This window comes from Dyella dinghuensis (assembly GCF_003977615.1).
Lineage (GTDB): Bacteria > Pseudomonadota > Gammaproteobacteria > Xanthomonadales > Rhodanobacteraceae > Dyella_B > Dyella_B dinghuensis.
The window spans coordinates 326,095-338,012 of record NZ_RYZR01000005.1; the positions used below are offsets into that span (position 1 = coordinate 326,095).

General features: G+C 58.5%; 15 protein-coding genes. 9 read left to right on the forward strand and 6 right to left on the reverse strand.

Annotated elements, in window-relative coordinates; all coding sequences use genetic code 11:
• The first annotated feature begins 14 nt into the window (after nt 1–14).
• Nucleotides 15–1,415, forward strand: coding sequence for a cardiolipin synthase (cls, locus tag EKH79_RS09110; protein ID WP_126673479.1), 1,401 nt, complete (start codon nt 15–17; stop codon nt 1,413–1,415).
• A gap of 207 nt (nt 1,416–1,622) precedes the next feature.
• Here cls and EKH79_RS09115 read toward each other — a convergent pair whose 3' ends face one another.
• Complete coding sequence (locus EKH79_RS09115; RefSeq protein ID WP_126673480.1) at nt 1,623–2,006, reverse strand: hypothetical protein; 384 nt, start codon at nt 2,004–2,006, stop codon at nt 1,623–1,625.
• 88 nt (nt 2,007–2,094) lie between these two features.
• Between EKH79_RS09115 and EKH79_RS09120 the strand changes: the two genes are divergently transcribed.
• On the forward strand, nt 2,095–2,733 hold the full coding sequence (locus EKH79_RS09120; protein ID WP_126673481.1) for a nicotinamidase: 639 nt from the start codon (nt 2,095–2,097) through the stop codon (nt 2,731–2,733).
• Between the two features lie 4 nt (nt 2,734–2,737).
• Here EKH79_RS09120 and EKH79_RS09125 read toward each other — a convergent pair whose 3' ends face one another.
• Nucleotides 2,738–2,926, reverse strand: coding sequence for a CPXCG motif-containing cysteine-rich protein (locus EKH79_RS09125; protein ID WP_126673482.1), 189 nt, complete (start codon nt 2,924–2,926; stop codon nt 2,738–2,740).
• Between the two features lie 9 nt (nt 2,927–2,935).
• A complete protein-coding gene (locus tag EKH79_RS09130; protein ID WP_126673483.1) occupies nt 2,936–3,655 on the reverse strand; it encodes an HAD family hydrolase in 720 nt (239 codons plus the stop codon).
• Nucleotides 3,656–3,781: 126 nt separating this feature from the next.
• Here EKH79_RS09130 and EKH79_RS09135 point away from each other — a divergent pair, with 126 nt between their 5' ends.
• The gene (locus EKH79_RS09135) at nt 3,782–4,693 is read left to right on the forward strand and encodes an ion channel (RefSeq protein WP_126673484.1); all 912 of its coding nucleotides are present in this window, start codon (nt 3,782–3,784) and stop codon (nt 4,691–4,693) included.
• A gap of 3 nt (nt 4,694–4,696) precedes the next feature.
• On the opposite strand, the gene EKH79_RS09140 is transcribed toward EKH79_RS09135, so the two are convergent.
• Nucleotides 4,697–5,071 carry a YciI family protein gene (locus EKH79_RS09140; RefSeq protein ID WP_126673485.1) on the reverse strand — a complete coding sequence of 125 codons (375 nt, stop codon included), beginning with the start codon at nt 5,069–5,071 and terminating at the stop codon, nt 4,697–4,699.
• A 140-nt stretch (nt 5,072–5,211) separates the two neighbouring features.
• Between EKH79_RS09140 and EKH79_RS09145 the strand changes: the two genes are divergently transcribed.
• The 4 genes from EKH79_RS09145 (at nt 5,212) to EKH79_RS09155 (ending at nt 9,629) form a co-directional block, all read left to right on the forward strand.
• On the forward strand, nt 5,212–7,410 hold the full coding sequence (locus tag EKH79_RS09145; protein WP_126673486.1) for an alpha-N-acetylglucosaminidase: 2,199 nt from the start codon (nt 5,212–5,214) through the stop codon (nt 7,408–7,410).
• Nucleotides 7,411–7,489: 79 nt separating this feature from the next.
• Entirely contained in the window at nt 7,490–8,107 is a 618-nt protein-coding gene (locus EKH79_RS09150; RefSeq protein WP_126673487.1) for a hypothetical protein, read from the forward strand.
• A 287-nt stretch (nt 8,108–8,394) separates the two neighbouring features.
• Nucleotides 8,395–8,574, forward strand: coding sequence for a hypothetical protein (locus EKH79_RS18865; protein ID WP_158621218.1), 180 nt, complete (start codon nt 8,395–8,397; stop codon nt 8,572–8,574).
• 11 nt (nt 8,575–8,585) lie between these two features.
• Nucleotides 8,586–9,629 (forward strand): retropepsin-like aspartic protease, encoded by a 1,044-nt coding sequence (locus EKH79_RS09155; RefSeq protein WP_158621219.1) that lies wholly within the window; start codon nt 8,586–8,588, stop codon nt 9,627–9,629.
• Nucleotides 9,630–9,702: 73 nt separating this feature from the next.
• On the opposite strand, the gene EKH79_RS09160 is transcribed toward EKH79_RS09155, so the two are convergent.
• Nucleotides 9,703–10,146: a hypothetical protein gene (locus tag EKH79_RS09160; RefSeq protein WP_233590252.1), complete on the reverse strand. Its 444-nt coding sequence runs from the start codon at nt 10,144–10,146 to the stop codon at nt 9,703–9,705.
• Between the two features lie 185 nt (nt 10,147–10,331).
• On the opposite strand from EKH79_RS09160, the gene EKH79_RS09165 reads away from it, so the two are divergent.
• Both EKH79_RS09165 and EKH79_RS09170 read left to right on the forward strand, forming a co-directional pair.
• On the forward strand, nt 10,332–10,562 hold the full coding sequence (locus EKH79_RS09165) for a hypothetical protein (protein ID WP_126673489.1): 231 nt from the start codon (nt 10,332–10,334) through the stop codon (nt 10,560–10,562).
• A gap of 160 nt (nt 10,563–10,722) precedes the next feature.
• Nucleotides 10,723–10,917, forward strand: a complete 195-nt coding sequence (locus EKH79_RS09170) for a DUF805 domain-containing protein (protein WP_126673490.1) — start codon at nt 10,723–10,725, stop codon at nt 10,915–10,917.
• Nucleotides 10,918–11,044: 127 nt separating this feature from the next.
• Here the strand turns inward: EKH79_RS09170 and EKH79_RS09175 are convergent, their stop codons facing one another.
• Nucleotides 11,045–11,701 carry a glutathione S-transferase family protein gene (locus EKH79_RS09175; RefSeq protein WP_126673491.1) on the reverse strand — a complete coding sequence of 219 codons (657 nt, stop codon included), beginning with the start codon at nt 11,699–11,701 and terminating at the stop codon, nt 11,045–11,047.
• Between the last annotated feature and the right edge of the window lie 217 nt (nt 11,702–11,918).

Consider the following 11,918-nt stretch of genomic DNA (forward strand, 5'->3'; position numbering starts at 1 on the left):
GAATCGCGCGCATCATGAGCATTCCGCAGCTTCTCACCGTCATCGCCATGTTGTTGCACATGGCGGGCATTCTGGCCGCGATGCACGCGGTGATGAACACACGCACGCCACAGGGTGCTTTCGCGTGGGCGCTTGGCCTGACCCTGCTGCCGTACGTTACGTTGATTCCCTACCTTTTCCTCGGGCGCAGGCGATTCTCCGGCTACGTCACGCTGCATCGCGCCCATCGCCAACGCCTTTCGGACGCCACGCTGCGCGACGGCCACACCGACATACCGCCTGCATGCTCGCAATACACCGCGTTGGTGCAAATGCTCAACGCAAACTTCCATCCGGGCCAGCAGCTGAAACTGCTGATCGACGGCGATGCCACGTTCGAAGCGATCCTCGGCGCCATCGCCAAAGCGGAGCGCTGCATACTCGTGCAGTTCTTCATCATTCACGACGATGCGCTGGGCCGGCGCGTGCAGAAAGCCTTGCTCGAACGCGCAGCAGCGGGTGTGCAGATATTCGTACTGTTTGACGGTATCGGCAGCCACGCGCTTCCGAAACACTATGTCGAGACATTGCAAAAGGGTGGCGTGGCGATCCATCCATTCGCCACGCAACGGCGCAGCAACCGCTTTCAGCTGAACTTTCGCAATCACCGCAAGATTGTAGTCGTCGATGGCTGGCTGGGCTTTGTCGGTGGCCTGAACGTCGGCGACGAATACCTTGGCTTGAAGCCGCCGCTGGCACCCTGGCGCGATACGCATCTGCAACTGAGCGGGCCGGCGGTGATCGATCTGCAACGCAGCTTCGCCGTCGATTGGCACTGGGTGACCGGCGAATTGCCGCCGATCCTGCCCACCCGTCCAGCGCAAGGCAGCGCTTACAGCTTGATTGCAGCGATGGGACCTGCCGATCCGCAGGAAACCTGTTCGCTATTTTTCACGGCGGCGATCAATGCAGCGCGTGAGCGTCTGTGGATATCGTCGCCCTACTTCGTGCCCGATCAATCGGTGGTATCAGCCTTGCGCCTGGCGGTCATGCGTGGCGTGGATGTGCGCGTGCTTCTTCCATCGCGACCCGATCACCATACGGTATTTCTCGCGTCATCGCTGCACGCATACGACGCCACGAATGCAGGCATTCGTCTGTTCCGCTATCAACCCGGCTTCGTGCATCAGAAGGTGCTGCTTGTCGACAACGATACGGCCAGCGTCGGCAGCGCCAATCTCGACAACCGTTCGTTCCGCCTGAATTTCGAAATCACGGCATTGAACGTGGATTCGTATTTTGCAAAAGACGTGGAGCAAATGCTGCTGGAAGATTTCAGCAAAGCCGTCGAAATCACCCGCGACGAATACCGCAAAGCGTCGTACTTGCGGCGCCTCGCCATGCATGTCGCGCGATTGTTCGATCCGATTCTGTAAAACGGCGAATCCAGGTGATTCGACATCTGCTCCCTCCCCTACGTGCAGTAGGGGAGGGTTGGGGTGGGGTGAAGCCGTCACGCTTGAGGCGAGATTGCTCAACCCCTCCCCGACCCTCCCCTGCTTACAGGGGAGGGAGCAAAATCATGCACTGTTGAGTTCTTCAGGAAAGACGTTGAACTAATTCGAAGACCCTGCTCTCTACGATCAGTCGCCGCGCAGCGCACCGCGCCAGTTGCCACCCAGAATGATCCAACCCAGACCTGCACCGACCATGGCGCCAATAAATTCACAGGTCACGCGCAAGCCGATGTTGTCCGGATCGTGTATCAACGCCAGCTTGGCTTTGAGCAACTGGATGGATTGCAGCTGGCCATAGTTGAAATAAAACAGGTCCCAGATATCGCCATTGGCCGTGAGCAGGATGGCCAGCAAAAACGCGATGCTGAATTGCCGCAGCGGACTCCAGCCCTGGCGGCGACCGAATGCATGGACGATCAGATACAGCACAAAGGCTGCTGCCGCGCTGATGGCACCTGCTTCCAGGCCGCCCACCATGCCGTAGCCCATCCATGACTGGTCGTATTGCATCGTCTTTCATTTCCGTCGATCGGTTCACTTGCATTATGCAGGCGATCCGCTGTGGAATCTTGCGGTTCGCTTCCTTTGCGGGTTAACCATGCAAGCTCATGCCGCCCTGATCCTTGTCGATGTGCAACCGGACTTCATGCCCGGCGGCGCACTGGCCTGCCACGAGGGCGATGCCATCGTTCCGGGCATCGACAAGCTGCTGAATCGCCAGCTTTTCAGGCACACCGTGGCAACCCAGGATTGGCACCCGCGCGGCCACATCTCCTTCGCCCGCATGCACGCAGGCAGCCAGCCCTTCCAGCAGATTCCGCTGTATGGACATCCGCAGACGCTATGGCCCGACCACTGCGTGCAGGGCACACCCGGCGCGGCCCTGCATCCGGATGTGGACTGGACCTCGATGGACCTGATCCTGCGCAAAGGCAGCCGCCCGGACGTCGACTCCTACAGCGGCTTCCAGGAAAACCACGGGCCGGATGGCACACGGCCAAGCACCGGTCTGGCCGGCTGGCTGCGCGAGCGCGGGGTGGACGAGGTGTATGTCGCGGGCCTGGCGCGCGATGTCTGCGTGCTATGGACGCTACAAGACGCGGCCGCTGCGGGCTTCCGCGCGCATCTGTTGTGGGATCTCAGTCGCCCGGTCACGCCGGACACGGATGCCGCAACACGCACCACGCTGGAAGCGGCCGGCATCGGTATCGTCGAATCAGCTTCCCAGCTGCATTAAACGCTCACGCTTCGTCTTCACCCGCGACGGAGACATGCGGGTTGTCATCTGCATCGATCCACACCTCGATGCTGATCGGGCGGCAACACACCTGACAATCTTCGATATAGCGCTGATCGCCGGCCGAGGCATCGACCAGGATCTCGATGCGTTCGCCGCAATAAGGGCACTGGATGTTCTGCGCGTTGAGCATGCACGTAGTCTAGCGCGCCGCCCGCAGGGCGAGCTGGGCGATTGCCGAGGGAATCGCTGCAGGGCCATCAATGGTCAGCATGCGCGGCGCATCCGCCTCGCCTAGACCGTTTTCCATCTCGTGCTCCCAGGTCACGTGATAGGGCATGTGCACGCCCCAGCCGCCCAGACGCACTACCGGCTCGATATCCGAACGCAGCGAATTGCCGACCATCGCGAACTGCGCGGGCTCCAATGCAAACTCGGCCAGCACGCGGCGATAGGTGCCTGCATCCTTCTCCGAAACAATCTCGATACGCCGGAAAAGATCGGCCATGCCCGACTGCGCGACTTTCTTCTCCTGATGAAACAGATCGCCCTTGGTAATCAGCACGACCGCATGCTGCTCGGCGACGGTGGCGACAGCCTCGCGCACGCCAGGCAGCAGTTCCACCGGATGTTGCAGCACACCCTTGCCGACCTCGATCAGCCGATGGATATCCGCCGCAGAAATCCGCCCGTCCGTAATGGCAATGGCCGTCTCCACCATGGAAAGCGTCATGCCCTTGGCGCCGTAACCGAACAGTTTTAGATTGCGGCGCTCGGTGGCCAGCATGCCGGCCTGCACGTGCGCATCGCCGACATCGACGTAATGGCCGACGATGGCGGTGAACTGGGTGCTGGCCTCGCGGTAGTAGCCTTCGCTATGCCATAGCGTATCGTCGCCGTCGAATCCAACCAGCTTGAGCATAAAGCGTACTTTGCGTCTGAAGAATGCAGAAGCTTACCGCTGATGGCCGGCGCGTGCAGGACGCCACTTTCCGGACAACCTTGAGCGCTACAATTCTTCCCGGCGCCAGCGCAACGGAGAACACTCATGGCCAGCAAACCTGCCTCACCCTCGCGACAACGCCCGCGTATCGTGCAGATCGGCGGCCGGCAATTCGTCTCCGAAGGCATGCATGTGCGCCTGTGGGACGACTTTTACCATCGCGCCCTCACCATGTCGTGGCCAACTTTTTTCGGCTTTGCGACCAGCGTGTTTCTGATACTCAATTCGATATTCGCGATGATCTATGAGATCGATCCGCACGGTATCGCCAATCAATATCCCAAAGGCCTGGCCGGCGCCTTTTTCTTCAGCGTGGAAACACTCGCCACGGTCGGTTACGGCGATATGCACCCGCAGTCGATCTACACGCATATCGTGGCGACCGGCGAAATCATCATCGGCATGGGCAACATCGCGGTGATCACGGGTTTGATCTTCGCGCGGTTTTCGCGCCCTCAATCACGTATCAAATTCGGCAAGCACCCCATCGTGCGCACCATTGAGGGTAAGCGGGTGCTGATGATGCGTGCTGCGAACATGCGTCTGAATCTTATCGCGCAGGCCTCAGCAAAACTGCATCTGATGCGCTTGCATTCGTCGCCGGAAGGGTTCCAGATTCGGCGCATCGAGGATTTGAAACTCGTGCGCGATCAGCATCCGCTCTTTGTGTTGAGCTGGAACGTGATGCACATCATCGACGAAGACAGCCCGTTCTACGACGCACCACTCGAAGAGATGGAAGCAAAAGAAGCGGCGTTACTGCTGACCATCGAAGGTATCGACGAAACCACGTCGCAATCGATGATGGCGCGCCACCAGTGGAGCATCAAGGAGATCCGCTGGAATTACCGCTACGCCGATCTGGTGCATCGCGGCGAGGACGGTATCAACGTCATCGACTACCGAATCTTCGACGACGTGTTGCCACTCGAAGAGGAAGAGCAGAAAGCGACGTAAACCTCAGGCACCCACGCGGCGGCGCTCGCCCTCGATATCGTGCACGGGGCGCACTTCGATGCATCCGGTCCTCGCCCACGGGAAAGACATGGCAATCTGCACGGCCTCGTCCATATCCTTGGCTTCGATCAGATTGAAACCACCCAGATATTCCCGAGCTTCGGAGAACGGACCATCAATCACGGTGGTCTTGTTGTCGCGCACGCGCACGGTTTTGGTTTTCTGGGGCGGCTGGAGTTGCATGTAATCCAGCAGGTGGCCTTCCGCACGCAATTCGTCGGCGTGCTTGAAACAGCCATTCATCATTGTGTCGTATTCGCCGGGCGCCAGCGCGTTGAGCAGCGCGTCGTCGTTATAGATCATGACCAGAAATTTCATGATGTACTCGCCTAAGTTGTTGAACGAAGCGACAACTGCTGAAGACTAGGGCAACCCATGGACAGAATCTACTGCCCCTGGTCATGCCTGAACTCGTGCGATGATGGTGTAACGCCGGCCTTACATGTGTGGAGAGTTCGATGCAGCGCCCGTTTCGCGCCCTTCTGCTGACCACCATCTGCTTCGGGATGGGCATTTCCAAAGCGCATGCCACGCCCGCACCTGCCTTCGATGTGCGCCCCGAGCAAGGCGTCATCAGCCGTTTGTTACCCAAGCAGGCGCCGCAGTTCGAGCTTGGCGCGATGGATTCGAAACACGGGCACGAACGTTTCCGCATTTCCCGGGATGGCAATCGCATCAAGGTCGAGGGCAGCAGCCCGAGCGCCCTGCTGTTCGGCGTGAATTGGTATCTCAAATACGTCGCACATGTGCAGATTTCACCGAACGGCGACCGGCTTGGTCCGACAGATACCTTGCCACTCCCCACAGCCACGATTGAACGGGAAACGCCGTACGCGTTCCGCTATGCGCTGAACGAAAATGTCGACGGCTACACCGCCGCCTATTGGGGCTGGCCGCGCTGGGAGCGCGAAATCGATGTGCTGGCACTGTCCGGCATCAACGCGATGATTGTCGAGCGCGGCATGGACACCGTGCTGTATCGCACTTTCCGCGACGTCGGTTATTCCGATGACGAGATCCGCCAGTGGATCACGCAGCCCGCGCATCAGAACTGGCAATTGATGGGCAACCTGTGTTGCTTCAACGGCCCCATCAGCAGTGCGCTGATGCAAAAGCGCGCGGAGTCCGCACAGAAAATCGTCGCGCGATTGCGCGAACTTGGTATCACGCCGGTATTGCCCGGTTTTTATGGCATCGTGCCGGCCGACTTCGATAAGAAATTTCCCGCCGCGCATGTCGTGCCACAGGGCGAATGGGCCGGATTTACGCGGCCGGGCTGGCTCGATCCGCGCGATCCGATGTTCGCCAAACTCGCTGCATTGTTTTATCGGCATCAGCGCGAGTTGTTTGGCGACAGCACGATTTACGACATGGAAGTGTTTCAGGAAGGCGGCGACTCCGGCAACGTACCCGTGCCCGAAGCCGCGCGCGATGTGCAGAGCGCCTTGTTGGCGGCGCATCCCGACGCGCGCTGGATGATGCTCGCATGGCAGGGCAACCCGCGGCAGGATCTGCTTTCGGGGGTCGATCGCCAACATCTGCTGATCATCGATATCGATCATGACCGCATGCCGCGCGACGATCGCCAGAAAGATTTTCAGGGTGCGCCTTTTCTGTTCGGCGGCATCTGGGAATTCGGCGGCCGCACGACATTGGGTGCCAATATCAACAACATCACTGCGCGCCTTCAGCATCTGGCACGCGCCAATAACAACATGGCCGGCACGGCAGTCTTTACGGAAGGCATGGATACCAACCCCTTCGCCTTCGACTTGTTCACCGAAATGGCGTGGCGAAACCAGCCGCTGGACACCGAGCGCTGGACGGCCGATTACGTGCGACGACGCTATGGCGCGCTCGATCCGCATGCACTGGCGGCGTGGCGCGTTCTTTTGAATACGGCGTACAACATCCGCATCGATAACGTGGTTTTCAACAGTGAGCGCGATGCTGCACAGGAGTCGCTGTTTAACGCGCAACCGAGCCTCACCGTCAATCGCGCGTCCAACTGGTCGCCGGAAGCGATGCGCTACAACGCCGAAGCATTCAAGAAAGCGTTGCCGGAGATGCTGCAAGTCGACCCGGCACTGCGTAGCAGCGAAACTTATCAGTACGATCTTGTCGACATTGCTCGCCAAACGCTTGCCAACGAAAGCCGACTACTGCTGCCGCAAATCAAGGCTGCTTACGACAGCAAAGATCGCGCGCGCTTTGACGCGTTGACGCAGCGCTGGCTTCAGCTCATGGATTTGCAGGACGCGCTGCTCAACACCAATCGCTTCTTCCTGGTCGGCACATGGCTTGCGCATGTGCAGCCGTGGGCATCGACACCGGATGAGCTGACGCAACTGGACTATGACGCCCGCTCCCTGCTCACCACCTGGGGCGACCGCAAGGCCAGCGAAGGCGCCAGCCTGCACGACTACGGCAACAAGGATTGGGCAGGCCTGACGCACGATTACTACCGCCTGCGCTGGCAGACCTATTTCCGGTCGCTGGATGAGGCGCTGAGCACCGGAAAGCCTCCCGCATCCATCGACTGGTTCGCACTCGGGGACGCGTGGAATCGAGGCCCACAGCGCTATGCCGACGTGCCCTCCGGCGATGCCTACGAGGTCGCCACCCGCATCGCCAGGACGCTTCAGCCAAGCCCCTGAAGTTTCCGCCAGCCGGGCCGATAACCCTGTCGAACCCCTTGGCATAGCGCCCTGGGGTGGTACTTACAGGGAAACCATCATGATCAGCACCCGGCCGAATCTCGCCTATCTGAAAGCTGCCTGGGCAGCGCACGCCAGCATCAGTGCCGAACATTGCCGGCAGAGCTATGACGAAGCGGGCATTTCCTTCGAACGCGTCAATCATTCGTGGATCGTGCGCAAAGACGGCACGCAGGTCTCCACGATGCCCTTGCGTTACACGCGACAGGAATTGCGCATGGGCTTTCTCGGCCGCATCGAAATGGAAGCCCGTAAGGCGGCCCATGAGATGGAAACGATCCTGCTGCACGAGCTGGAACTTCCCGAAGATCATTCCATCGTCGTCGAGATGGAAGAAGCCATGCGGCGCCTTCGCCGCAATGGCACGCGCTCGATGAAAATTTTCGTCGGCCCGCGCGTACTCTCGGAATGCTTTCCGCAGGTCTTCGCCGAAGTCCATGTATTTCTCGACGCGCCAAGAGCATGCCTGTTCCTGCACCAGCGCAATACCAAAGAAAGCCCGGCGACCGATCTTCTGGCCGACGCGCCCAAGCGCAAACGTCACCCTCGCGCTGAAAGCTACGCGGAACTCGCCAAGCTCATCGCAACGACGATTCAAGACACGACGGAAGAGTCGTCGCCAGCCATGGGCACCTGATGACATCTACCGATCCTTGCCCTACGCGGACGCGTCACGTGCACGATCAGCTGAACAAACCCTCGCAAAAAACTACGTCGAGCTGACGAAGGGCCGTCCCTGATCGGTCAAGAGACACCCATCTGGTGGCTGCCAAGAGACTGGGCTAGATTAGGCCCCGGGGGAATCCAGCTTGCACCATCCGAACCGTAACGACCCGTCTTTTCGGGGCGTTGCCGCGTTTGGTTTGCACCAATATGCATCGGCCACGGCATCCCCGCTGACGAACCAGCAACGGGAGAGTGCTGATGACTGTGCGTAACCTTATCGCGAAGAATGCCGTGGCGATGTCCACCGTCCGTGCGCGTTCTCCCGCCGCCAGTATCGTCGCCTCCCCTTTCCTCTTGCGTCGCCCGCATCCGCGAAGCCGATGGCTTTTTTGCGGCTACGTGGCGGCCATTGCGCCGAACTCCAACGATCAAACATGAAGGGATACATCATGGTCAGTACCCACACTTTTCGATGCTGGACGCTCGCAGTGATCGCCTTGTCAGGCACCTGCCTGCTCACCAGCTGCTCGGATGATTCACCCTCCGCGTCCGCACCGACCGCTACGCAGGCAGCTGCGCCCGCGACACCCGACTATGTGCAACCGAATGCATCGCCATCGCAGCTCGAAAAGATGGCAGTCAGCTGCCAAACGAACAACGCCAACCTGCCCTGTGCGGAAGCAAACTGGACGCAGTACATCAAGCTTCGCCCCACGGATACCAAAGCCATCGCGAATCTGGGCTTTGTGTTGAACGAAGAAGACAAGGATCAGCAAGCCATCGACCAGTTCGAAAAAGACATCAGCATGGGCGAAGGCACCTACGACATCTTTGCTTACTATGCCGATAGCCTTGCGAAAGTCGGCCGCACGGACGAGGCCATCGACTGGTCCTACAAGACGCTGAAAATCGTGCCTTCGCTCGTGGACGTACGCGGCAAACTTTCCAAACTGCTCATCACGAAGAAGCGCAATTACGAAGCGCTTGCCCTACTCGCCGAGTTCGACCAATACCTGGACACGAAAGGCCAGCAACCGTATTTCATCGGCGACCGCATGGCGATCGAATCGGCCCTGCACAACGGCATGGCCAAATCGGATGAAGCCAAAGGCATCCGGATGGAGAAGCTCGATGGCACGTTCTACGCACCCGTGAGCGTGGGCGAATCCGGCACGCGCGCGTTTGTGGTGGATACGGGCGCGACGGACGTGTTGCTCAACGACGACTTCCTCGTCGCCTCCAAAGCACCGTACAAAATCGTGCGCGCGCATGTACTGGCGAGGCTTGCCGATGGCCGCGAAGTCGACGCCAAGGAAGTCATGATCGATCACATGCTGGTCGGGCCGATCGAACTAGACAATGTGAAAGCCATGTCTTGCGGAAAATGCGAGCTATTGCTGGGCGAGAATGCTCTGTCCAAATTCAACATGAACATGACGCAGGTGCAGGGCGTGGATGTAGCAACACTGACGCCCAATACGTCGTTGCGATAACGTCAACGCTTTCGTCCCGCAAAAAAAGGGCGGCTGAAAAGCCGCCCTTTTTCGTGACCATCTCACAGCAAACTTAGCGTCTTGCCCCGAGCAAACCCACTTTGTAACCCGCCTCTTTCAATCGGCTGGTGGCTCTGATGCTCAGCGACACCAACACGATCAGATTCACGAGCGGCAAAAAAAGCGAGATGATCAGAAACACTTTGTTCAACGTGGAATAGCCCATGCCATTGCATAGGCGAATAATGCCGGTGATGCTCAGAGCCAAACTCGCCAGGACGCAAACCAAAGTGAGTCCGCCAGCGAACGATCGATTCATGGCCATTCCCACGAAGTACAAAAGAATCGAATAAATAATCAGCTTTTGCCCGCCTGCAACCTGCTCAAGCGCGGCGCTGTGCTCAACGACATCTTCAACACTGGACTTCGGTGCATCGTACGGATTGTTCACGCTCATGTTTTCCCCCTGGTTCCCGATTAGCCTGCTGCATACGTGTATCGGCTTGGCTGCCGGCATGTCAACAAGCCCCCCAATCGTCAGTCTGACGTAATCCGTCGGTAAAACAAGGGGCTAACCCGGGCGCGGGCCCTCATATGTAGACGTCTATCTGTGGGATCACGCAACCATTTCAAAAATCCGCGCCTCAAACGTCATGGACGGGTAGCCCCGAGTTTTCCCGCCGCCCCATGAATGGTGACGCCATGTACGCCACAACCGATCAGATCGAGCACATGCTCAGCAAACTGGCGATCTCTGTGCCGCGCTTGCTGACGGAAAACGACGGCATGGATTTCTGGATCGAATACCTGCAGCGCGCCGACCAGATCAAGGAACAGGCAGGCCTGGACAACTACGACTGGGTTGCCTCGCGGATCGATGAAATACCCATGAAATATGGCGTGCTACCGCCATCGCAGTGGATGTGCTGCTGATTCGAACCAGCCGATCTTAAACTTTGTAGCGGACGGGCCCAGCCGGCGACCCCTGATCGCCTGCTGGGCCCGTTTTTTATGTCACGGCCACGGCCCAAATAGCGCGCTCAGCTTTGGCGTAAGCTAGAAGTCCCTTCCGTGTAGAGCAAAGGGGCAACGTATGGAACCGCATTTCCACCCGTTCTTTGGGTTGATCGCTGGCATTCTGGCGGTGATTCCCGCCTGGAAGATTGTCTCCAAGGCTGGCTACAACGGCGCATGGTCGCTGTTGCTGTTTATCCCGCTGGTCAACATCATCATGATGTACGTTTTTGCTTTCAACGTGTGGCCGATAGAGCGCTCACGCGCACCGTAGTCTCTGCAAAAGATTGGCATGAAGGGGCCGACCTCGCGTCGGCTCCTTTTTATTTGTGTGGGTAAAAACTCCCTCCGGCGGCTACAAGCAAGAACTCCATCCGTTAGCCAAGGTCGGTGCTTCCTCATCAATCCCGGTCAGGTGCACCCAGAGGAAAAAACGGCCGATAGGGACGCGCCTCGTCCACTGCGCGCGCAAAGGATGGGCGGGCGAGTAATCGCTTTCGATATGCGATGACATTCGTGAAAGACGGATCGATACGATGCGTCCAGTCGGCATAAAAAAGAAAGGGTGCCGCACTGCAATCGGCAAGACTGAAATCACCCGCCGCCCACTCGCGGCCGCTCATCCTCTTATCCAGCCACGCATAGGCGGTATCGAGCAGCTTGCGCGCATCGGTGACGCCGAAAGGATCGCGCTGCGCTTCCGGACGCAAGGCGTTGAAGACGATTCTCTGTTGCGGTGTGGAAATGTAGTTCTCGAAGAAGCGATCCATCAGTCGCACGTTCAATGCAGCGCCGGGATCCTTGGGCAGCAGCGAAACCGGCCCCGGATATGTCAATCCGAGGTATTCGATGATGATCACCGCTTCCATCACGGTGCGATCGCCATCCACTAAAACAGGCATACGTTTAAGCGGCCACAACTCGGCAAATTCTGCGGTCATCGCTGGATTGTCGTGACTGAGCACACGCCATTCAAACGGCGTACCGTTTTCATAGAGCGCGACAAGCACCTTTTGACAATACGAAGAGAATGGATGCGCGTAGAGTTTCAATGTCATCGTTGTGCCTTCTTGTCGGAACGGACGAAACGACCTCAGCGGACCGTTTTGTTATACGACGAAGCAAACGAGGTCAAATCGACACAAAAAAATAACGGCAGCGCTTTCGCCGAACGGGCCAATTTTTACGGCGCATCCATACGTGCGCCTAAAACAGACTAAACGCGACCCCTGGAAATGATAAGGGGCGGGCTGTTATGCCCACCCCTTATCGTCA